Annotated in this window: 19 protein-coding genes; 10 read left to right on the forward strand and 9 right to left on the reverse strand. The window is 63.6% G+C overall.

Annotated features, from left to right (window positions below; genetic code table 11):
- Positions 1-107 precede the first annotated feature (107 nt).
- Positions 108-2,957 carry an RHS repeat domain-containing protein gene (locus tag QMG52_RS19895; RefSeq protein ID WP_283562154.1) on the reverse strand — a complete coding sequence of 950 codons (2,850 nt, stop codon included), beginning with the start codon at positions 2,955-2,957 and terminating at the stop codon, positions 108-110.
- A 946-nt stretch (positions 2,958-3,903) separates the two neighbouring features.
- Entirely contained in the window at positions 3,904-4,413 is a 510-nt protein-coding gene (locus QMG52_RS19900; RefSeq protein WP_283562155.1) for a VOC family protein, read from the reverse strand.
- A gap of 83 nt (positions 4,414-4,496) precedes the next feature.
- Between QMG52_RS19900 and QMG52_RS19905 the strand changes: the two genes are divergently transcribed.
- Complete coding sequence (locus QMG52_RS19905; protein ID WP_283562156.1) at positions 4,497-5,294, forward strand: helix-turn-helix domain-containing protein; 798 nt, start codon at positions 4,497-4,499, stop codon at positions 5,292-5,294.
- 189 nt (positions 5,295-5,483) lie between these two features.
- On the opposite strand, the gene QMG52_RS19910 is transcribed toward QMG52_RS19905, so the two are convergent.
- The 5 genes from QMG52_RS19910 to QMG52_RS19930 form a co-directional block, all read right to left on the reverse strand.
- Entirely contained in the window at positions 5,484-6,059 is a 576-nt protein-coding gene (locus tag QMG52_RS19910; protein ID WP_283562157.1) for a dihydrofolate reductase family protein, read from the reverse strand.
- Positions 6,060-6,507: 448 nt separating this feature from the next.
- A complete protein-coding gene (locus QMG52_RS19915) occupies positions 6,508-7,245 on the reverse strand; it encodes an SDR family NAD(P)-dependent oxidoreductase (protein WP_283562158.1) in 738 nt (245 codons plus the stop codon).
- Between the two features lie 121 nt (positions 7,246-7,366).
- Positions 7,367-8,251 (reverse strand): enoyl-CoA hydratase/isomerase family protein, encoded by an 885-nt coding sequence (locus QMG52_RS19920; protein ID WP_283562159.1) that lies wholly within the window; start codon positions 8,249-8,251, stop codon positions 7,367-7,369.
- A gap of 9 nt (positions 8,252-8,260) precedes the next feature.
- Complete coding sequence (locus tag QMG52_RS19925) at positions 8,261-9,463, reverse strand: CaiB/BaiF CoA transferase family protein (RefSeq protein ID WP_283562160.1); 1,203 nt, start codon at positions 9,461-9,463, stop codon at positions 8,261-8,263.
- Positions 9,460-10,593: a flavin reductase family protein gene (locus QMG52_RS19930; protein WP_283562161.1), complete on the reverse strand. Its 1,134-nt coding sequence runs from the start codon at positions 10,591-10,593 to the stop codon at positions 9,460-9,462. The genes QMG52_RS19925 and QMG52_RS19930 overlap by 4 nt, the downstream gene beginning before the upstream one ends.
- 216 nt (positions 10,594-10,809) lie before the next feature.
- Between QMG52_RS19930 and QMG52_RS19935 the strand changes: the two genes are divergently transcribed.
- From QMG52_RS19935 to QMG52_RS19970, 8 genes are read left to right on the forward strand one after another with little or no spacing between them, the layout of a single operon-like run.
- Complete coding sequence (locus QMG52_RS19935) at positions 10,810-11,331, forward strand: nuclear transport factor 2 family protein (protein ID WP_283562162.1); 522 nt, start codon at positions 10,810-10,812, stop codon at positions 11,329-11,331.
- A 24-nt stretch (positions 11,332-11,355) separates the two neighbouring features.
- Positions 11,356-12,978, forward strand: a complete 1,623-nt coding sequence (gene mhpA / locus QMG52_RS19940) for a bifunctional 3-(3-hydroxy-phenyl)propionate/3-hydroxycinnamic acid hydroxylase MhpA (RefSeq protein WP_283562163.1) — start codon at positions 11,356-11,358, stop codon at positions 12,976-12,978.
- Positions 12,975-13,316: a cupin domain-containing protein gene (locus QMG52_RS19945; RefSeq protein WP_283562164.1), complete on the forward strand. Its 342-nt coding sequence runs from the start codon at positions 12,975-12,977 to the stop codon at positions 13,314-13,316. Before mhpA ends, QMG52_RS19945 begins: the two co-directional genes overlap by 4 nt.
- Positions 13,317-13,323: 7 nt before the next feature.
- Positions 13,324-14,226, forward strand: coding sequence for a fumarylacetoacetate hydrolase family protein (locus QMG52_RS19950; RefSeq protein ID WP_283562165.1), 903 nt, complete (start codon positions 13,324-13,326; stop codon positions 14,224-14,226).
- The gene (locus tag QMG52_RS19955; RefSeq protein ID WP_283562166.1) at positions 14,223-14,774 is read left to right on the forward strand and encodes a nuclear transport factor 2 family protein; all 552 of its coding nucleotides are present in this window, start codon (positions 14,223-14,225) and stop codon (positions 14,772-14,774) included. The genes QMG52_RS19950 and QMG52_RS19955 overlap by 4 nt, the downstream gene beginning before the upstream one ends.
- Entirely contained in the window at positions 14,771-15,988 is a 1,218-nt protein-coding gene (locus QMG52_RS19960; protein ID WP_283562167.1) for an acyl-CoA dehydrogenase family protein, read from the forward strand. The genes QMG52_RS19955 and QMG52_RS19960 overlap by 4 nt, the downstream gene beginning before the upstream one ends.
- A gap of 4 nt (positions 15,989-15,992) precedes the next feature.
- Entirely contained in the window at positions 15,993-16,871 is an 879-nt protein-coding gene (locus tag QMG52_RS19965; RefSeq protein WP_283562168.1) for an SDR family oxidoreductase, read from the forward strand.
- A 16-nt stretch (positions 16,872-16,887) separates the two neighbouring features.
- Complete coding sequence (locus tag QMG52_RS19970) at positions 16,888-19,152, forward strand: CocE/NonD family hydrolase (protein ID WP_283562169.1); 2,265 nt, start codon at positions 16,888-16,890, stop codon at positions 19,150-19,152.
- 26 nt (positions 19,153-19,178) lie between these two features.
- Here the strand turns inward: QMG52_RS19970 and QMG52_RS19975 are convergent, their stop codons facing one another.
- Together QMG52_RS19975 and QMG52_RS19980 are read right to left on the reverse strand one after the other, a co-directional pair.
- Complete coding sequence (locus tag QMG52_RS19975) at positions 19,179-19,877, reverse strand: FadR/GntR family transcriptional regulator (RefSeq protein WP_283562170.1); 699 nt, start codon at positions 19,875-19,877, stop codon at positions 19,179-19,181.
- Positions 19,878-19,946: 69 nt separating this feature from the next.
- Positions 19,947-21,104, reverse strand: a complete 1,158-nt coding sequence (locus tag QMG52_RS19980) for a DUF3500 domain-containing protein (RefSeq protein WP_283562171.1) — start codon at positions 21,102-21,104, stop codon at positions 19,947-19,949.
- Positions 21,105-21,273: 169 nt separating this feature from the next.
- Here QMG52_RS19980 and QMG52_RS19985 point away from each other — a divergent pair, with 169 nt between their 5' ends.
- On the forward strand, positions 21,274-21,552 hold the full coding sequence (locus tag QMG52_RS19985; RefSeq protein WP_283562172.1) for a hypothetical protein: 279 nt from the start codon (positions 21,274-21,276) through the stop codon (positions 21,550-21,552).
- Positions 21,553-21,645: the final 93 nt, after the last annotated feature.

Here is a 21,645-nt window from a genome sequence, read left to right on the forward strand (position 1 = left end):
CAACGCTACCGCGTCACGCTTATATTCATCAGTGAAGCTCCTGCGAGTGGAACCCATAAAAGTAGTCTCCTACAGTCGGGAACCCGGACCAACCCCCACCCCGTCCATCAAACCGGGTACGCTCCAGCGTACGCGACGGCGACGTAGTTCCCGGAGGTGATCAGGGCGGTGGGGTTGCCGGTCCCGTCGGTGATGTAGAGCGATGCCATGCCCGCGCTGGTGCGCAGCATGAGTGGTTCCCCGGTGACCGGGTCGTGCTCAATGTACGCGGTCCCGGCGTCTTTGCTGAGTTGTTCGATGATGGGCTGGCCCTGGCCCTGGGCGTCGGTACGGCCGTAGGTGAGTTTGTAGTACCCCTTCGGCGTGGATTCAGCCAACAGCTCGTTCTGCGATCCGCCGGCGTAGGTGTAGTTGTACGTGGTCCCGGCCTTGGTCACCTGGGTCATTTGCTGGGCGCCATTGTAGGTGTAGGCCCCGTTCGGGTCGGCGGTGAGGTTCCCGGTCCCGTCGTAGGTGTAGCCGGTGGTGCTGATCTGGTTCGCCGGGTTCGCGGTGAACGTCTGACTGGACGGGGTCGTCCCGGTGGTCGTGGCGGTGAGCCGGTTGCCCCGGGAATCGTACGTGTAGGTGTACGTGTTCGGGGCGGTGCCGCCGGTGACGGCTGCCTTCGTGAGTTGGTTCGCGCCGTCGTAGGTGTAGGCGGTGACGGCGCCGGTGAGGTTGTCTTTCACCCATTGGATGTTGGACCGGTCCGCGGCCGCGGTGGTGGGGCAGGTCGGGGCGGTGGAGCCGGCCGCGTGGCAGTAGGTCAGATCCATCACGGGCCGGTTGTCGGCGTCCCCGGTGCCGACCTGGGCGGTCGTGGTGGTGACCCTGCCGGTGGTGTCGTAATCGGTGTGGGAGTGCGCGGCCCAGGTCGTGTGTGCGGGGTTGGCGTCCATCCAGGTGTCGGTGCGCCGGCCCCGGCTGTCGGTGGCGAACGCGAGCACGTGCGTTGCCCCGTTGTACTGGTACAACAGGGTCGTTGGGACACCGGAGTCGTCGTAGGTGTAGGTGGTGGTGCCGCGGGTGTCGGTGGTGGAGGCCAGGTTGGAGGCCTTGTCGTAGCCGTAGCTGATGGTCCCGCCGCCGGCGGTGTTCACCCTGGAGGTCAGCCGGCCCAGCTGGTCGTACCCGTAGGTAGTGGTCCCGGCCCCGTCCACCCGGGTGAGGGTCTGCCCGTTCGGATTGTAGGTGTACGTCACGGCGCCGGTGCTGTCTGAGAACGTGGTGGAGGCCAGCCGGTCATCGGCGTCGTACCCGTACGTCGTGGTCGTACCCCGCCCGTCGGTGGCCGTCAACGGCCGGCCCCACGAGTCATAGGTGAAGGCCCGGGCGCCGAGGGAGGACCCGGTCACCGGGGACACGGAGATGAGTTGGTGGTCCGTGTTATAGGTGTAGAGGGTTTTGTTCGTTCCGTTTCCCGGTGCGAGAGCCGTGGCGACGGTGCCGTCCGGGTTGTAGGTCAGGGCCGCGGTCGCTGCCGTCGCGGTCGTGGAGGTGAGCATGTTCCCGGGACCGTCGAACGTGTACAGGGAAGTGTGGCCCGCGTCGTCGGTGCCCGAGGATGCCAGGTACTTCGTGGCCGCCGCCGTGTTGGCGTAGGCGGCCTGCCCGGTGGATCCGCCCGGGGCCTGGGATGCGGTGATGGATTGGCCGGTGTTCGCCCCGTACGTGTTCGTCGTCGTGCCCGCCGTGGTTCCGGTGCCCTGCGTCGCGCTCAGGGTGTCAGAATCAGCCGTGTACGTGGCGCTGCGGACCCGTCCGGCAGCATCGGTCGCGGCGGTGACCCGGTCGTTGGCGTCCAGGGTGTAGGTGGTGTGCGGGACGGCGGAGACGGCCAGGCCCTGGTTCGTGTTCGGGCCGGCGACCAGGGTCTGTGTCCCGGTCGGGTAGGTGAAGCGGGTGATGGAGGTCCCGGGTGAGCCCGGTGAGGTGTTGGTCCTGGTGATTGAGGTGACCCGTCGGGAACTGTCATAGGCGAAGGAAATCACCCCGCCCGTGGGTGGGGTGATGGAGTAGATCAATCCGCCGGTGATGGAGACGTGCGTGGTTTTCCCGGCAAGGTCTGTGTAGCCGCTGAAGACCCCGTACGGGTCGTGGGCCAGTGACACGGTCCGGGTCGTGGCTCCGGTGCCCTGGATGATGGAGGCAATGGTGCCATTGTTCGAGTCGTACGTCAGGTTCGCTGTCCGGGCTGCGGTGCTGCCGCGGGTGGACGTCACCGTGGTGGGGTTGCCGCCGGTGGGCCAGGTAATGGTCGTCGCGTTCGCGTTCCGGTCCTTGACCGTGGTCGGGTGGCCGTCGGCGTTGAAGGTCACCACGGTGGAGCTTGTGTGGGACGTCAGTGTCCAGCCGGAGGAGGTTTTGACGAGGTCAGCTTTCACCCCGGCCGGGGAGGTGTAGGCGGTGGTGGAGCCCGAGACGGCGGTGAAGAGGGCGGAATAGCCGTCCCCGGCGGTGTAGAGAATGCCGGTCGGGGCCGTGGTCAGGGTACCGGCGCCGGCAACATTGAGGGTCCAGCGCGCCCCGGCCAGTCCGGTGTCGGTGTTTTGGGACAGGGAGTTGAACGTTGCTCCGATGCCGGTATCACCGTTGATGCCCGGCAGGGTCATCGCATTGACGCTGACGGAGAGGTTACCGGTGCCGACGTCCACGTTGGCGCTGACGTGGTCATTGATCGGGACCGGCGACCGTGTCGCGCCCGGGCGTGAACCCAACAAACCCGTGGTCGCGAGATCTGCAGTGGAAGAGGGGGTGATGGCGGCCTGCGCCGGAGTGATCGCCACCCCCATCAGCGCCAGGCTCAGGACGCCCGCGAGGGTGATTTTTGCGAGGGAACCCGGTCGTCGGCGTCGTCCCTGCCCCGCAAACGTGGACGTGTTTTTGGCGTGGGCGTGTATACCGTCAAAACTCATGATTCCCCCCATAAGAGACCCAAAAAAGAGACCCAGCGAAGAGCTGATGAACGTGACGTTATCCCAAAAACCATCCGTTGCCCAGAGCAAATAGAAAGAAACCTAAAAAACAAGTACTCACATATTTGCTCCCACAACTACCCCAGCCACGCTGCAGAGCACACCGGCATCGGAGCGCCCGCAAGTGGGTCGTTGACGGGGCCACTGAAACCAACGTGTTGGTGCTGAGGCTTCGGATCGGTGGAGTTTCGCAGGTCAGACTTGCTCGGCGAGGTAGTCGAAGTCGAACGGCAAGAGGTCGCTGGCAAGCACGCCCACGAGCCCTTGAGGCGACTCTAGGATCACACGCACTTGCGGATAGTAGTCAGCAAGAATCTGCCGGTCACGCCCGCACGGGCTTTTCACGCCGCGGCCATGATTTCCAACTGCCACGTTGTGCGTCAGTTCGGTCGCCCCAGTGGCGCGGGCGGCTCTGAGCGCGACGAGTTCAGCGCAGGGGCCGCTAGGTACAGGTTCACGCCTGCAAAGTTTCGCCCGTTCTTTGCTCAGGCGTCAATGGCCCGAGACCAGATCCAATGTGCAGGGTGGGATCCGCCAGCGACGCTTCCAAGGCAGATGGGCTTCCCGGGTCCCGCCCACTGGTACCGTCGATGGCACGGATCGTGTGAAGATCCCCAGCACGGGCGGAACGGACATCAATGTTGATGGGCATGGCGCCGCCCCGGCTTCCTTTGAACGAACGTCGCAACCCCCTGTTTGTCATGACTGCAGTCAATCCGGTCGGCATTTCCGGCGCAACCCCAGAAGCTGTATGCCGTCCCGCTAAGCCAACGCGGAGCGGGAGGGCTGCCTCCAGCGGGCGTGTGGGATGCAGGGGTCCTCGACGGCTTCTCTTTGAGTGAACGTAGGCCGGAGGCAGGTGGAGAGCCTCCTGGGCGCTGTCCATTCAGTTCTGGCCGGCCGATTGGGCGGCTGCCCACTCCTCAACCCGCCGGTCGCTTTCCTGCTCAGAGAGGTCCTCGACGCGTGTCATGACCGACCAGCGGACCCCGAACGGGTCGCGGATCGACGCGTAACGATCGCCCGAGACGAACGTGCTGAGTGGCTCACGGATCGTAGCGCCGGCCGCCACCGCGCGGGCGACTACGTTGTCAGCGTTCTCGCAATAGATGCCGATCGAGTAGCAGTCGTCATCGCCGACCGGTGCGGGCACAAGGCCGTATGCCGCAGTGGGCTCGCCGAGCTGGAGGTGGCCCTGGCCGAAGTCCAGCTCAGCATGCACGACCACACCGTCGAACTCAGTTACGCCGACGACGCGCGCGTCGAACACGTCGTGGTAGAACGCGATCGCCTCGCGCGCTCCCGCTATGGCCAGGAACGGCGTTAAACTGGTCGATCCATGTGGGACTCCCTTGGTGGTGTGTGCTCCGCTGGCAGCTATCGTTTCATCGCTCATGCTGCGATGCTACGATATTGCGCACTTACACGGCTTGAAGATTCACGACAGGCTATGGGATCACTAGGCAGGGCGGAGACACGGTGCAGGACGAATGGCGTGGCACGCTTTATCCCACCCGTCTGCCCGAGTTCCACCGCGCGCTGCCACCGGCGGACCTTAGCGGTATAGTGCGTTGGTTCTGGATCCCGGAGTGGCAGCTCGCGCCGGGCCGCGTCTCTCGGCAAGAACTTCTGCCGTTCCCGGCATCCAATCTGACCGTCGAGCCAAGCGGGATCGCCCTGTCTGGCCCGGCGACACGGCGGTCTCATCGCGATCTACATGGTCGAGGGTGGGCCGTTGGTGCCCTGCTGCGCCCGGCGGCGGTTCCAGCTCTCGTCGGAGATCCACGGTCGATTCGCGACGCTGAAGTGCCGTTTGACGCCCCGGAGCTACTCAGCGCGGCCACTGATGCGATGTCAAGCGACACGGATGCGTCGGCTCGCCGCGCTCGCGCCGTTCGCGTGTACGCCGACTGGCTGAGGAACCATGTGCCGGCACCCGACGCCGACGGCGAGCTGGCGAACCGAATGGAGGATCTGATCGGTTCGGAGCCATCGGTCACCTGCATCGAGCACGTCGCGCAATGTCTCGGTATTTCAGTGCGTTCTGTGCAACGACTCGCCCAACGCTACGTCGGGCTCACTCCACTCGCGATGATCCGCCGCTACCGACTGCAAGAGGCAGCACAGCGTCTTCGAGACAATCGCTCGACCACGGTCGCGCAGGTGGCCGCCGAACTTGGATACGCCGACCAGGCGCATCTGGCCGCTGACTTCCGCACTGTGCTGGGATTCACCCCGAGCGGGTACCGCTACGCAGCGGGCTCGGTCGCGCGCTGAGCGCGAAGGGACTTCCTACAGGACATGTCTTTGCCGTCCCACAAGAGGGACGATGAGCGGTCGGCATTTCGCTGTGCTGATTGAGGCGGATACGACGGCGATCATCGCTTCGGTCGGTGCCCGCAAGCCGAACCCGCTCCAGTGGCCGGCCGTTGCCGGGCCGGAGGTTGTCCAGTTCGTCGTCGCGGCTCATCGCACTACCCGAAAACCCAAGTGTGTCGCAGCGGGGGTGGCGACCGCCTGGGTGCGTTCGAGGGTGATCGCCGAGTCCAGCGCACCAAAGAGGAGCGTGCCGCCTCCCAGCAGGACCGGGATCACGTGCACGCGGATCTCATCGACCAGGCCGAGCGGGAGTGCCTGCTGCATGACCGTCGCGCCGAATAGGGTGACGACCTTGTCGCCCGCCGCGTGCTTGGCCTGCTCGATCGCGCTGACCACGCCGTCGGTGACGAACGTGAACACGGGTGGGTACGACGTGGTCGGTTGGTTGTGGGTGACCACGAAGCATGGGGTATCGCCGGCAGGGCCGCTGTCACCCCAACCGCCGTCACCCTCGTTCTTGTCGAATGACGTGCGACCCATCACGAGTGCGCCGACGCCGTCGAGCATCTCTTGCAGGATGGCCCGGTCCTCGTCGGTCGCCGCGTCGGACAGCCAGTCGTGCAGCGTCGCGGCACCGTCGCCGAACGGGTTCTCGCGGCTGTCGTTCGGGCCAGTGACGTACCCGTCGAGCGAGGTGGACATATCGCAGATCACGAGCGTCATGAGTGCTTCCCCTCTGTGCGGCCAAGGCCGGCCGATCCAATAGCGTTCACTTATACAGACGACGATACTCGCGGTGCGGGCGGTTATCGCGCGGCGCCATGGACTGCGAACAGTAGGCCCCCGGGCAGACCGCATCGGGTCAGGCGTGTCCTGCTGGACCCTGCGTCGGACCTCATCAACCATGGTGGAGGCAAGCTTCACGACGTGGAAGGGATTATGCCGATATCGGCATAATCCCTTCAGAGTCGTTCAGGTATTCGATCTCGGTTGCCCACCGCGTGCCGCTCTTGATGGTTCCCATCAGCCCATTGGTCGACGTGTAGTGGTACAGGACGGGTGGCGGGCTGATGGGGATGCGTTCCGTCTTGAATCCGTTGGGGTGATGCCGGCGACGGACCAGTTCCCGCGGGGAGTTTGCGGGAAAACCAGGGTCAGCCAGCTCGCTGGCCTACCAAGGAATCCGACCGTTTTCCGGATCGTGCTCCTCGCTGACAAACGTTCCGGTTGAACCATTGGGGGCACGCGTCGCGACTCGCGCGATGCGTGCGCCTCCAACCTCGACCGATCCCGTGCCGCGATGGTTGTTGAAATCGGTCGCGGTGAAACCTGGGTCTACGGCGTTTACCTGAAACGCAGTATCACGGAGTTCATATGCGAGGTCGATCGTGTACATGTTGAGGGCAGCTTTGGATGGCTGATAGACGGCCCCCTTCGCCGTGTAGTAAACGGATGCCTCGTCCGTGGCCAGTGTCAACGAGCCTTGGCTTGAGGAGACATTGACGATTCGCGGATTCGATGAATTTCGTAGGAGATCGACGAACGCCTGTGTCACGCGGACCACTCCGAAGAGGTTTAGATCGAAGACTGCCCTGTAGGTTTCAATGTCAGCCTCCAGCGCACCCTGAGGGCGACCACCGCTCATTCCCGCATTATTGATGAGCACATCCAAGGCACTGGTTTTGGCACCGACAGCTTGTCGTGCCGCCTCGACCGACTCCTGATCGGTCACATCGAGTTGCACCAACTCGACGTTGTCGAAACCCAATTGATGCAGCCTCGAAACGGCGTCAACGCCGTTCGGGATGCTTCGACTGCCGAGGAATACGTAATAGCCCTGTTGAAGAAGCTGTCGTGCCGTTTCCCAGCCAATGCCTTTGTTAGCTCCGGTTATGAGCGCGCTTTCCATGCTTCGACTCTACGCTGCCTACGTTGACGGGCGCTTCGTAATTGTGGGGGCGGGGATCCGCAACAACCTCTCGGAACAGTTCCTCCTTCGAGCCGAAGAACTGCATCACGAGCGAGGTCTTCTACCCTGCCTCCTCGGTACAGGCGTCTGGGCTGCCTCGTTCGCCCTCACGGGAGTCTGAGGACTCGAACTTCGCGGCGCGTAAGCCACGGGGGGTCCAGGTGAAGCGTGGACGCTCACCATTCTGGAACGCGGCAACACCGATGCCCATGTCCGGTCCGTCGCTCATGTCGGTCCAAGCGTCGTCCCAGAACTGATCGATGTCAGGGACGTCGGACGCCGTCAGATTCACCAACTGCTTCAGAGAGTGAACCGAGAACTGGGAATTGTCCCGAAGGGAGGCGACGAGGGTCGCGCAGCGAACCTCGAAGGCATCGTCGGGAACGGCCTCTGCAACGAGGCCCAGAGCGTGCGCTCTGGTCGCTGAATATGCTTCTCCCGTGAACAGGATGTACTTCGCGCGCGCCTCCCCAACCGCTCTGACGAGACGCTCGATACCGGCCCGCGGATAGATGACGCCGAGCTTCGCCGGCGTGATCGCGAAGACGGAGCGTTCGCTCGCGAGGATGAAGTCGCATGCCGAAGCGATTTGCCAGCCGCCTCCCATGCACGCGCCGTCCACCACGGCGACGGTCGGCTTCGTCGTTGAAGCGATGGCGTCGTCGGCACGGCTCAGGTGATCGAGGCGAGTGCCGTCTGCCTGCTGATCGAGGAGAACTGAAGGCAGTTCATTGATGGCTGCGCCGGCAGAAAAATTTGTGCCGGCTCCCCGAAGTGTGATGACGGTGACGTCCGGAGCGGCCTCGAGCCGCGGCAATACATCTTGCAGTTCGAGGCACATCGCTCTGGTCAGAGCATTCCGCTGACGGGGATTGTCGATTTCGAGGGAAGCCACACCGTTCGCGACGCTCACGGTGATCCGGCCGCTCGGCGCTGATTCGTTCATCGCTGTGCCCTACGCCGTTTCCTTGTCTAGCCCCAGGCGACCGTTCTCCGCGAGGCGTTCGATCTCGTCGTCGGAGTAACCGATCTCGCGCAGAACCTCCGCGGTGTGTTCCCCCAGCAACGGGGGCGGCGAAACGATTTCGCTGGCCTCGCCGTCCATGCTCAGCGGACCGCGCACAAGCGGAAGCTCCGAGCCGTCACGGCGCCTGCCGTGGTGCACAAGCTTCAGGGCGGCGACCTGAGCCGACGCGAAGGCGTGTGTGTAGTCGAAAATCGGACCGCACGGGATGCCCGCGCGTCTAATAATCGGCACCCACTCCGCCGCCGGTATCGTCGACAGCGCCGACTCGATCAGCTGTTTCAGCTCGTCTCGGTTGGCCAGGCGCTGTGCTCCAGTGATGAACCGGACATCTGCCGCCGCGTCGGGAATTCCGATCAGCCTGCAGAACATCCGCCACTGTTTGTCGGTGCCGACGGCGATATTGATCGGTTCGGTCGCGGTTGTGAATGTGCCGTAGGGCGCGATCGTCGGATGGTTGTTGCCCTGCGGCGTCGGATCGACACCGAGGCTCAGTGCCCTCTGGCCTTGGAACACTGACAGATTGAGCGCCGTTTCGAGTAGCGACGTGCTGACATGGCTCACGTCATGGCCGGTGCTGCGGCCGACCAATGCCGACACGATTCCGAATGCGCAGATCATTCCGGAGGTGATATCCACGATGGGTACGCCGACGCGGTAGGTGTCCGCTCCTGAACCGGTTACCGACATGAGCCCCGACATTCCCTGGACCACCTGGTCGAGGCCGGCGTCATCCTTGAGCGGGCCGACGATGCCGAAGCCGTTGACGGAACCGACAACGAGACGCGGGTTCAGTTGCTCGAGTCGTTCCGTGGTGAGACCCAGTTTCTTGAGGGTTCCGAGTTTGAAGTTCTCGACCAGAACATCCGCCCCGGCAATCAGCTTTTCGAGGATCTCGCGCCCTTCCGAGGAGTAGAAATCGATACATACCGATCGCTTGTTTCGGTTCAAGGAGTCGAAATACAGGCTGTCGTCGTTCTCGAACGGCGGCCACTGGCGCGCAGTGTCACCCCCGTTCAGGCTTTCGACTTTGATGACCTCGGCGCCCATATCTGCCAGAAGCGCGGTGCAGTATGGGCCGGCAAGCGCCCGGCTGAGATCGACCACCCTGATCCCCTCGAGTGGCTTGTTCATGAGGCGATCTTCTTAAGTGCGTCGATCGACGATTTGATCTGTTCTGTCGAGGCCCCGCTGGGTAGTCCGGTCATCCTGAGGGCCATCGGGGGCATCCCCTCCCTGGTGGTTACGAGGACGACGATGTTTGCGAGGTCATACCGCCCGCCGGCGATGAGATCGGTGAAGAAGAAGTCGGCCAGCTCTGAGGTGGCCTCCTGTACGACGCGTTGCTGTCGAGGCAGCCGGTCGGACTGCTCGAATGCCGACAGCACGGCCGCATGACGCTGGAGAACCTCCGGCCCGGCCGCGAGCAGCGAGTAGCCGCACTCGCGAACTCGGTTCAGTTGGGCGCGGTTGAGGTCGCGGCGCTCATCTCCGAGGTCCGGCCCACGCCCCAACCATTCGTCGATATCGGAGTCCGGCGAGTGTGCCATGAATACCGCCCCGAACGGCGGGATGAGCGGCTGCCGATGGCCGAGCGGGAATGGTTCTTCGATCGGCGAATGGTTCACGGCGAGCACCTGCACCGCGTCCCAGCGGATCCTCGCGAGGACGCTGCAGTTGACGCCGAACTCGACGCTAAGCTCTTCGACCCGGGTGCGCATGGTTTCTGCGACGTGGGCTGCCTGGATCAACTCAGGGTCCGGCGCGGCGATGAAGGATCCTGGTGAGAACTTTCCGTACCCGCCCTGGAAGAAGAGCAGCGGCAGCGTTGATCGTTCCACGGCGAGATCTTCGACGCGCCCGAGCACGATGTAGTGGTCGCCTGCGTCCCGAACGTCTTCGAACGTGCACTCGATCCAGGAGACCGCACCATCGAGAATAGGTGAGCCTAGCGGCCCCGGTCGCCAGCCGACGCCGTCGAACTTCTTCTCGCCCGCGCTGGCAAACCGGCGGCAGAAGGGCTCCTGGTCGGACGCCAAGACATTCACGCAGAACGCCTTAGCGGTTCGAACCTGCGCGAAGCTGCGGGAACTGTTCATCGGATAGAAGGCGATCAGTGGGGGATTCATCGACACCGACGAGAACGTTCCGACGATCATTCCAACCGGTTTGCCATCCTCTGCAACAGCGGTGACGACGGCGACGCCGGTGGGATAGTGTCCGAGCGTCTCGCGAAAGAGTGCCGAATCAATGTCCTTGGACATGCAACCTCCAACAGGCATATCGGCGGGCGGCGGTGTTGGCGCCCGACTTCTGAATCAAATCAACATCATCTAAAGATGTCAACCGTTACGATGGAATAGCAGCTTGGCCGTGCTGTCTTGACAGGCACAGAAGGTCAGGGCACAATCATAAACATCTGAAAGGTTCGGATGTTTATGTTTGGCTTTGTGACACGCTTAAAGACGAGGAACACACGCATGATCGACAACGACAAGGCCGAAATCATCGAGATCATGAATCTCTATGCGTTCGCACTCGACGCGCACCAGTGGGACCTGTTCGACCGCGTATTCACCCAGGACGTCGTCGCGGTGTTCGGACCAGCGGGAGCAGGCTGGAAAGGCCTCGACGTTTTCAAAGCGTCCTTCGCGGAGTTCCACGACCGGCTCGACAGCCATCAGCACACGATGATGGGTCATCTGGTGGACGTTGATGGCGACACGGCTCACGCGTTTAGCTACGGCAACTGGCTTCTGGTGCGCGAGGCCGCTGAAGGCGGCCCGACGTGGACCGGCACTGGCTGGTATGACGACGAAGTGGTGCGCACTGAACAGGGGTGGCGGATCAAGCACCGTGTGTGCCGTCTGCAGGGATGGACCGGTAACCCGAACGTGCCCGAGCAGCATAACGAGCACAACCCCGACATGAACGTGAAGGTACTGCACACATTCGCCGAAGCCGGAGATATCGGATTCCTCACGGCCATCCAGGGCAAATAGCCCAGGCAAGATGAAGATCGCCAAATGAACGCGCCGCGAACGGAAGACACGTCGGGTCTCGTCGACTTCCTCATTGTCGGTGCAGGCCCGGTCGGACTCGTTACCGCCATCCTGCTCGGGCGCGAAGGATGGCGTGTAACAATCGTGGAGAAGTGGCCGGAGCGCTATCCCATGCCTCGGGCCTGCACGATCGATCACGAGGCACTTCGTATCTTACAAGGCGTGGGCGTCATGGGCGAGCACGCGGATCTGTTCGAGCCGTCGCGTGGAGAACGAGGTGGCTACCAGATTCGCAACGGAGACGGGGTGCTTCTTCGCGCGATCAACTGGAACCGGCCCGCCGAGTCTGGCTGGGCAAACACCAACGGGTTCTACCAGCCGGACCTTGAGGCGGTGCTCGAGTCGATTGCGCGCGCCATCCCATCGCTGGAGCTGCGTCGCGGGTGGTCTGCCGATGCGATCGACCAGGACGACGAGATGGTGACCCTCAGCGTGTCCGATACCACTGGGCAGTCAGGACACGAGCGTTTACAGGGTCGCTGGCTCATCGGTGCCGACGGGGCCAACAGCGTCGTGCGCACGCTGGCCGGCATCGAGTGCGTCGACACCGGATTCGAGGCGGACTGGCTCGTCGTCGACTACAAACCATTGGATGACCGGCAGTGGGATGCGTTCGTCACCCAATACTGCGATCCAGTCCAGCCTGCCACTGCGGTGAACAGCGGACCCGGCCGGCGACGCTTCGAGTTCATGCGACGTGCGGATGCCACAGCGGACGAGCTCAATCGACCGGAGACCGCATGGAAGCTGATGAAGCCATGGGGCGTCACTCCCGAGACTGCCCAGCTTGAACGTCATGCCGTCTACACATTCCGCGGCCGCTGGGCTCGACGGTGGCGTCGGGGGCGCATCTTCCTGGCCGGGGACTCCGCTCACCTGATGCCGCCGTTTCTCGGACAGGGCCTCTGCTCGGGTCTTCGCGATGCGAGCGCACTGGCGTGGCGGTTGTCCCTGGTCGAGTCCGGTCTCGCCAGCGAGTCGGTTTTGGACTCATATTGCACAGAACGCGGCGCCCACGTGCAGGAGATCATCGCGGAAGCCGTCTCAATCGGGGAGATGGTCTGTGAACTCGATCCGCAGAAGGCAGCGGCCCGGGACGCGCGCATGAGCGCCGAACTGAACGAGCCGGAGCAAGTCACCGTCGAGCCGCCCCACCCCAGACTCGGCCGGCCCTCGATCACCGAAGAGGGGGACAACAGTGCCGGCAGACTGTCCGTCCAGGCCCGGATCGAAGTCGAGGGCAATGTCGGCCTGTTCGACGATATGGTCCCAGGCGCGTGGCAGCTCATCGGGCTCGATGGCGACCCGATGGTGGACGTGCCGGCGGAGCTTCGGTCCTGGTTTGCGACCATTGGTGGCACGGCTACCGCGGTTTCCAGCGACGGGCCCGTCCGGGACATCGACGGCGGATACCGGGCCTGGTTCGACGGGCACACCTGTCGTGTGGTGCTCGCCAGGCCCGACTTCTACGTCTACGGAACAGGCGCGCCAACAGATGCTTCACGCCTTCTTGGCAGCCTGCGCGACACCCTGGGTGGCAAGCCCGCCCGTCCGAAAGAACTCATCGAGGAAGGTGCACTGAAATGACCATGCGAGTGACAAGGATCGCTGATGCTGAGCCGTTCAACCCGGTCGGCCACGATGGTGTCGGGCCGGTCCGTCTGCAGGGTGGCGCGTCCACTCCGACATCCGATTTCACCGTCGCGCTGTCCCACTACCTGCCCGGTGGCACAGCACAGCTCGCGCCACAGGAAGCTGAGACCGTCTACGTCGTCCTGTCGGGTGAACTCGTGATGGCCAGCGACGGGGCGGAAGAGACCCTCAGCGCGAATGACTCGGTCCACTTCACCGTCGGCACCCTGAGAACTGTCGAGAACCGCACGAATCTTCCGGCCAGCATGCTCGTCATCCGAGCAACGAGCTAGGCGCACGATGAGCGTCGGAGTAGGAATACGGATCGTTGGTGTCAGGCAGAGTGACGGGCTCGTTCTCGTCGGAGTACTAAGTCCCGATGGCACCGAGGTGTCGATTGTCACGGACCTCGACACATTCTGGGCGTCCCCGCACGGGTTCGTCGCCGCCAGCCCGACCGGCGCCACGCAACAGGTCGAGCACGTCGAGCTGGTCCCTCCTGTCGTCAAGAGCGCCCGAGTGCTCTGCGTGGGGCTCAACTATTCGGACCATGTCAAGGAGGGCAGTTACCGGGACGAACCACTTCCCGAGATACCGACCCTGTTCGCCCGCTGGCCGGCGTCCCTGAGCATCGATGGTGCCGGCATCCCGGTCCCCTCAACCGAGGACGGCCTCGACTGGGAAGGCGAGGTCGTCGCCTGGATCGGCGCGCCCCTGGTCGACGCGACCCCCGAGGAGGCCCTCGCGGCGGTGGTCGGCTACTCCACCTTCAACGACGTCACGTCGCGACGCGCGCAGAAGGAAACGTCGCAATGGACCATGGGGAAGAACGGTGACCGGTCGGGCCCGATCGGTCCAATGGTCCCTGCCGCGGTTGTCGGCGACCTTCGGGACGGGCTTCAGATCGAAACACGAGTGAACGGCGAAGTCGTGCAGCACGGAAGCACCGCGCAGATGATTTACGGGGTCGGCGAGACGCTGGCGCACATTTCCCGGAGCTTCACGATTAACCCCGGTGACCTCCTTGCCACCGGCACTCCGTCCGGGGTCGGCTATGCGCGTACGCCCCCATGGTTGCTGCACCCGGGCGACGTGGTGGAAGTGGAGGTCGAGCGGCTCGGCGTTTTGACCAATCACATTGTCGACAACACCCATCGTCATCAGGCCCTATTCGCGGCGCCCAATGAAAGTGAGAAAGTGTGAAGACCCTCGAAGAACTGAGCGCTCGCGCCGAGATTCATGACGCCCTCCTGCGCTACTGCCGCGGTCTGGATCGCGTGGACATGGGTCTCGTGCGCGGCGTGTTCCACAGGGACGCCTGGATTCAGTTTCCCGAGAGCCTTCACGTCGGGTCGGTCGACGGCTTCGTCGACTTCCTCTCCGGCGAGATGCCGCGCTTCGTGCGGACCATGCACGTGCTCGGCAACAGTCTGATCGAGTTCGACGGTCCGAACGTCGCTCACGTCGAGACCTATCTCAACGCCGATCACCAGGGAACGGATCAGCATCAGTGGGCTAACGAGACCGTTAAATTGTGGGCGCGCTACCTCGACCGGTTCGAACAGCGCGACGGTGTCTGGCTCATCGCCCGCCGGCGGCTTGCCACCGGCTGGATGTATCGCTATCCCGCCCAGGGGTGGTTTGACGACCATCCCGACGCGTCCGCGCTCGGTCGGGATGGATCAGATCCGAGCGTCGAACCCGTCGGAGGTTTCACCGGCACACCGGTGTCGAGGAAGGAATGGCCGTGATCACGGACATCGCCCTGCCGCAGGCCGAAGAGATCATCGCGCGAATCGTGGAACTGCAGCCATGGCTGCGCGATCAGCAGGCCGTAGCCGAACAGGAACGCCGTATTCCGCAGGAGACCATCGAGCGTCTCGGTGCGGTCGGTGTCTTCGCCCTGAGCAAACCGAAGCGATACGGCGGTGCGGATTTCAGCACGCGCGAGATGCTCGCCATCTACCGTGCGCTGGGCGCGGGATGTGGAGCGACGGGCTGGGTGGTCTGGGCCACCGCCGGGGGAAACATGTGGAGCAACGCCTTCGCCGATGAGGTGGTCGCGCCGGTCTACGAGTCGCCGTGGGTGGGAAACCGCACCTTCGCGGTCGGCGGCACGAGCCGCCACATGTCGGGCACCGCACGGAAGGTCGACGGCGGCTGGATGGTGAAGGGCGTCTGGCCGTTCGCGACCGGCAGCGTGCACGCATCCCACGGCTACCTCGCCGTCTTCTACGACGACACCGACGATTCCAAGGTCGGGATGGTGCTGGTTCCCAAGGACCAGCTCGTCTCGCGCGACGACTGGGATGCATCGGGCCTCGCGGCCACAGGCAGCCAGACCATGGCAACCGACGGCGAGCTCTTCGTGCCGGATGAGCGATTCGGCTTTCCCGCGCAGCTCGCGAAGCGAACGGCCGAGCTCATCGCGACAGGTCAGGGACCGCGACGCGGGGGACTGCCCCGCTCGATCGTGTCGAGCACAGGAGTTGCGCTCGGCATGGCGGACCAGGCGATGGAGGTGTTCCTCGGCTCCATCGGAAGGCGAAGCGTGCCGTACTCGCCCTACACGAGGCAACTTGATGCGCCCGTCGTCCACCACACGATCGGTCGGGCAGCCATGCAGATCCGTGCAGCCGGCCGAGTGGCCGATGCCGCTGTTGGCGAGTTCGATCGGCTCGATGCCGCGGGCATCGACCCGACCGAGCAGGAGATCCTCCAGTTCCACACGGACGCCGCGTACGTCTGGGATGCTTGCGCGACGGCGGTTGAGACGCTCTTTCGTGCCTCGGGCGCATCGGCGATCAGCAAGCGGATGCCGCTGCAGCTGATTGCGCGCAACTGCCGTGCCGGCAGCCTCCACGCGGCGAATAACCCGGATACCTGGATGGAGAACCTCGGGCGCTCGATGGCAGGGGTCGAGGCAGGCGCGTCATCGATGAGCGTTCTCGAACGAAAGGCGTAGAGCGGTGATCCTGGTCACGGGTGCGAACGGCAACCAGGGCAGGCTGTTGGTGCCCCGGTTGCTGGCTGCCAGGCATCCTGTCCGCGCGAGCGTGCGGTCAGAAGCGTCGGCCGCCGCGCTTCGCGCGATCGGAGTGACGGAAGTCGTGGTGGGCGACCTTGCCGATCCAGACGTGCTCGCCAAGGCCGTCGCGGGCGTCGAGAAGGTCTATCACGTCGGCCCGACCCTGTCGTCGTCTGAGCGCGCCGTCGGATTCGCGATCGTCGATGCCGCCCGCGCCGTTGGAGTCAAGCACTTCGTCATGAGTTCCGTGCTGCACGCGATCACAACCGACCTGCTGCAACACGAAATCAAGCGCGACATCGAAGAGCACCTGCTGTCGTCCGGGCTCGATTTCACCATCCTCCAGCCGACCAACTACATGCTCGCGCATCGCCTTAAACCAGCGTTCGAGCGCGGGGTCTTCGAGCTGACTTGGTCTCTCGAGCGCCGGCAGTCGCTCATCGAGATCGGGGACATCGCCGAGGTCGCCGCGCTCGTGCTCGGCGACTCCGATCACCACATCGGTGCGACGTACGAACTGGCTTCGGCCGGCCGCTACACGGCGCATGACCTTGCCACTATCATCGGAACGGTCATTGACATGCCGGTGCGAGCGGCGAAAATCGACGTGGAGACATTCGCTGCACGGATTTTCGACGACGCCGACCCCGCCCGCACGGCCTACGAACTCCGGGCCATGCGCGCCATCAGCGCGCGATACAGCAGCAACGACTTCGTCGGCAATCCGAACGTGCTGGCGTGGTTGCTCGGGCGAGCCCCGACGACCTTCGAGGACTGGGTACGAGCCCGATATGCCGCACGAGCAACCATGAGTCAATGACGACCAGGAGAACTACATGACCAAGACAGGTACCTTGACCGGCCCGATCGCCGGACTTAAATACGAGACCCCCAGCCATGTAGGTCTAACAAACGAACGCGGAGAGTTTCAGTACGAGGAGGACGAACGCGTCGCCTTCCTGGTCGGCAGCACGGCGATCGGAAACGTCACGGGCCGGCCGCGCGTGACTCTGGCGAACATCGTCGCCCGGGTCGACGGCGACATCAACAAGCTGAAGGACCCGGGGGTGACAAATATCGCCCGACTCGTCTTCACATTGGGTCGGAGCGACATCCGTGACCACGGAACAGACATCCCGCCGGAGGTGCACGATCTCATCGGCGACCGGGCGCTCAATTTCCGGCACGACGTCAACTTCGAGGCGACGACGACCCTGGACAAGGTGCAGCAGTTCACGCAGGACCCGGTCATAGTCGAACTCATCGTCGACCTCAACCGTTCCGGCATCTTCGCCGCGGGGTCACCGCGCGAGCTGTGCACGCCAGCGAACGCGCGCAACGAGCTTCGCCGCAACGCCATGGGCATCCTCCGCTTTCGCGATGTGAAGATCCCGCTCGAGAACGGCGAGTACGTGCTGGCGGATGTCTTCCGTCCCGCCGAGCCCGGCACCTTCCCGGTCATCATCACCTGCGGCCCGTACGGCAAGGCCTTCAACCACCACTCCATCGCCACTTACGAGGACCTCGAGAAGCACGAGCTGATGGAGGAGGACTACTTCCTCGGCAATTCCATGGGCCTGCAGTTCGAGAATCACGAGACAGCCAACACCGCAGTCTGGGTGCCCGACGGCTACGCCGTCGTTCGGGTGGACATGCCCGGAACGGGCAACAACCCGGGACAGGTCGCTCCGTGGGGCATCGCCGGAGCCCAGGCCCTGCACGACTCGATCGAATGGGCCGGCGAACAGCGCTGGTCCAACGGCAACGTCGGCACCTGGGGGATGTCGTACCTCGCAATGACGCAGCACCAGGCCGCGAGCCTGCATCCGAAACATCTAAAAGCGATGATCGCCATCGGAACTGATGTCGACCTGTACGAGGAGGTCGCCTACAGCGGCGGTATCTTCAACGAGCAGTTCTGGTCGATCTGGAAGGCATCGGGAATCGTCCCCGCCGGGATCGGCGAACCCGACATCGCCGATTTCACCACCATTTTGAAGAACACTCCGTTCCGGGACTCCGATCCGGAGGCCGCCTTCGGCCCGCGTGCCAACGTTTTCATGAGTCCCGATCTGAGCGATGTGACGATTCCGCTCTGGGCGGTGGCGGCGACCACGCACGTGGCCCACTTCCACCAGCTCGGCGGCAGCGGGGCGTACCTCGGCACACCGACTTCGAACAAGAAGCTCGACTTCTGGGAGGACTGGTTCCAAAAGGCCTACGCGGCCGAAACAGTAGCCAGCCACAAGGCATTCTTCGACCACTGGCTCAAAGGCATCGACAACAAAATCATGGATCTCCCTCCGGTACGACTGGAGATCCGAACCGGCAATGGTGCCTCATTCGTTCTTCAGGAGAACGAATGGCCCGTCGCCCGCACGAACTACACACGGTGGTATCTCGACGCGACTCCCGCAGACTGGGCCGGATCCAGCGCGCGGTCCGATTTTCTCCAACTGTCGACGTCGGAATCCACAGTCGAGCGGCAGGGGAGCTACTCTGCGGAGGTCACGCTTCTTCCGCCCGGCGTTGGTGCAGCCATCCGGCTCGACCCAGACTCGCCCGAGTCGGCTCCGCAGGTCAACGGTATTTCGTTCATCAGCGAACCGCTGACCGAAGACGCGGTGCTCGCCGGTTACGGCAAGGCCGGGCTCTGGGTGTCCTCCACGGCCGCGGACATGGATATTTACGTGTCAGTTCGGGCGGTAGACGAAGACGGCCGGGAGGTCGATTACACGAGCTTCGCGACAATGGGCTTCGGCGACCGACCGACCCCTCTCATGAAGGGCTGGTTGAAGGCATCCCATCGCACGCTGGATTTTGAGCGCTCGACGGAGTACAGCCCGAAGCACACGCACCGCAAGGCCGATTACGCTCCTCTGGTGATCGACGAGGTCGTGCCGGTGGAGATCGAACTCATTCCCAATACGGGGCTTGTCCGCAAGGGCCAGCGAATCCGGGTCGACATCCAGCCCTACGACGGCGTCGCTCACGGAATGCACCATGCCTACGACCCGGGCTACCACGACGGCGCGACCAACACCGTCTACACCGGACCTGGCCACGTCAGCTACGTGCAGTTACCGATCATCCCGCGCTAGCCGGGTCTGTACAGAAGCGGGCGGGGCTACTCAGTGAGGAGTAGCCCGGCGTGCTTTTCAACCGCCGTCTTCGCTCGATGGACGTCACCGGCGATGATGGCGGCGACGAGCTCTTCATGCGTCTCGAGGCGGATGTGCAGCCATTCGGTCGCCGACTCGGGAGCGTCGTCGTGTGTTGCCGCCACCGCGTGCTCGCGCACGAACCTCGTCATCGACAGGTAGAGCGCCGAGGCTGTCTGGTTTGGTGAGATCAGCGCTATGCGCTCGTGCAGGTCCCAGTTCGCCAGCAGGAACGCGGTAGTGCCCCTGGCTGCCGCTGACTTGAGTTTGGTCAGGAGCTTTTTGATATCGGCGATGTCCGCCGCGGTGCGGTGCTCGGCAGCGTCGACGTCGATCAGCACCTCGAGCGCTTCCCGCACGGCCACGGCCTCGGCCACAGAGGTCGGGGCATCGGTGACCGCGAGAAGGGTGTGGCGAATTTTCACCATCGGCCCCGCAGCGGTGGCGAAAAGGCCGCCGCCTCGGCCGGGTCGGATCTCGGCGAGCCCGCGGTCCGCCAGCAGCCGGATCGCCTCAGCGACGGTCGATCGGGCAAAACCCGATCGCGCCCTGAGCGAGTCGATCGTACCGATCAGCTCGCCTGGTTTAAAGTCCCGGTCGAGAATCTGTTGCTCGATCTCACTCGCGAGAACGTTGGCGCGCGTCAGTCCGGCGAATGAATTCATCCGCTCACACTATCAAGAAACATCGCAACGATTACTTCGGTTGCGTGGTGTCGACAGCGGGCAAGGGGATCACCAGGACCACTCATTTGCCTGCAGCTCGGTGCCCTCACTGGAGGTGGTGCGAGTCCTGAGATGAGAACCGTGTTCGGCCAGGTGCGCGGCGTGGTCGCGGAGCGAGTCGTGCGCGAAGTCGTGGTCGAAGTCCCGAACGACGGAATGCAGGTGATTGCCGCTGTCAACGGCGTTGACCATCTCGATCAGGAGCGAGCGGGTCTGGACTCTGAAATAATGGGGGACACCCCGAACCAGGCCGCCGGCCCAGGCGAAGTGGATCCCAGCGGGACCGTCGGCGTCGATCTGGGTCCGATACTGCGCGGCCGCTGTCGCGGGAAGGCGTGCAAGGTAAGTGTCCAGCAAACGCGAGAGTGTGGCCCGCTGCGCATCGTCGAGACGGTCGGCGGCAATGCCGGAGGGTTTGTCGCGCACCAGAGCCAGCATCTGACGATCCGCGGTCGTGATCTGGTACTGCGGCATCCCCAGGTCGTAGTGATCCGGATACTCCAGTGCGCCGATGAGCGGGACCTGCCGTGAGACGAAGTCGGCTGGCGCCACGTCATGGATGACGGCGCCACTGCGCTGACCATCATCGAGTGCGTCGAGAAGGTCGAACCCGAGTCCTTCGTCCTCGGCCATCGGGTTCAGCACGCCCGCGCCGATCATGGGTTGCTGTCCGAGAGCGCTCGGGGTGGTCGATATCCAGCGCTGGTTCACGATCGTGATGTTGAGGCAGACGTGGTGCCCGAGGAAGCGCAGCGACCAAGTGTCTTCGAAACCGGGCCGACCGAAGATGCTCAGGAAGTAGGAGTCGGGCGTGCGCCACAGGGGCGCTGCGACGCCGAGGAAATCCGCTTCCCGGGCGCGAAGGACATGCTCGAGCTGCATGATGGCCAACACCTTGGTGTACGCCTCATGTGAGACGGCGAGACGGATGAGCTCGAGGACCACCACTTTCTGGTGCCGGTCGAGGTTGTGCATCGAGACTCCGACACGGTCGGGCTTCGGGATGATGTCCCAGTCGAGACGGCGGGGGTCATCGAAGCCGAACAACGCGGCGGCGCGCTGCTCCGCGGAGAACGTATCCAGCAGGCCGATCACGCCGACGAGCAGCTTCTGGATGGTCTGCGCGTCTTCGTGGGTCGGCTCGGCCGTGGACTCGGCGGACGTCATAGGGAATCCTCTCTGATCACAAAAAAGACTATAACCGTTGTGTGGGTTTGTCGACAAATAGCCCACGATCTTGACTCTCGACGCAAGGGGTGACCATAATCGTCAAAACATCACAACCATATGGATGTTAATCAAGGGAGCTTACGTGCCGTCTAAGGATGCTCGCTCTGTGACGGGCAGCCCGCGAAAGGGGGAAACCGTACGGGTGCTCGCGGGCGTGGTGAATGCTCCCGGTGCAGATCCGCAGGTTCGGTGGTGTGAACTCCCGTCCCGCTCTTCCGGAACCACACTGCTGGACGTCATCGCAGCTCCGTTGAATCCGCTCGATCTGCTGATCGCCTCCGGGACCTTTCATTCGGTACGCCACGAATCTCCCTACGTCCCGGGCAGCGAATGCGTGGGAGTCGTCCTCGACTCAGACCCGGATCCGCGAGTAAGAACTTTTTGACAGGGGTGTGTTAAACCGAACAAGTGCCCCTTGAGCTGGGAAAATAGTAGTTGCGAAGCCAAAATTTTCCAGACAGAGAAGGACACCTGTTCA

The organism is Paenarthrobacter sp. PH39-S1 (assembly GCF_030063245.1).
Taxonomy (GTDB): domain Bacteria; phylum Actinomycetota; class Actinomycetes; order Actinomycetales; family Micrococcaceae; genus Arthrobacter_M.

Bases quoted from the DNA above. Each gene is read 5' to 3' on its own strand.
- QMG52_RS19895 (WP_283562154.1), bottom strand. From the start codon at position 2,957: ATGAGTTTTGACGGTATACACGCCCACGCCAAAAACACGTCCACGTTT.
- QMG52_RS19900 (WP_283562155.1), bottom strand. From the start codon at position 4,413: ATGAGCGATGAAACGATAGCTGCCAGCGGAGCACACACCACCAAGGGA.
- QMG52_RS19910 (WP_283562157.1), bottom strand. From the start codon at position 6,059: ATGACGCTCGTGATCTGCGATATGTCCACCTCGCTCGACGGGTACGTC.
- QMG52_RS19915 (WP_283562158.1), bottom strand. From the start codon at position 7,245: ATGGAAAGCGCGCTCATAACCGGAGCTAACAAAGGCATTGGCTGGGAA.
- QMG52_RS19920 (WP_283562159.1), bottom strand. From the start codon at position 8,251: ATGAACGAATCAGCGCCGAGCGGCCGGATCACCGTGAGCGTCGCGAAC.
- QMG52_RS19925 (WP_283562160.1), bottom strand. From the start codon at position 9,463: ATGAACAAGCCACTCGAGGGGATCAGGGTGGTCGATCTCAGCCGGGCG.
- QMG52_RS19930 (WP_283562161.1), bottom strand. From the start codon at position 10,593: ATGTCCAAGGACATTGATTCGGCACTCTTTCGCGAGACGCTCGGACAC.
- QMG52_RS19935 (WP_283562162.1), top strand. From the start codon at position 10,810: ATGATCGACAACGACAAGGCCGAAATCATCGAGATCATGAATCTCTAT.
- mhpA (WP_283562163.1), top strand. From the start codon at position 11,356: ATGAACGCGCCGCGAACGGAAGACACGTCGGGTCTCGTCGACTTCCTC.
- QMG52_RS19945 (WP_283562164.1), top strand. From the start codon at position 12,975: ATGACCATGCGAGTGACAAGGATCGCTGATGCTGAGCCGTTCAACCCG.
- QMG52_RS19950 (WP_283562165.1), top strand. From the start codon at position 13,324: ATGAGCGTCGGAGTAGGAATACGGATCGTTGGTGTCAGGCAGAGTGAC.
- QMG52_RS19970 (WP_283562169.1), top strand. From the start codon at position 16,888: ATGACCAAGACAGGTACCTTGACCGGCCCGATCGCCGGACTTAAATAC.
- QMG52_RS19975 (WP_283562170.1), bottom strand. From the start codon at position 19,877: ATGAATTCATTCGCCGGACTGACGCGCGCCAACGTTCTCGCGAGTGAG.
- QMG52_RS19980 (WP_283562171.1), bottom strand. From the start codon at position 21,104: ATGACGTCCGCCGAGTCCACGGCCGAGCCGACCCACGAAGACGCGCAG.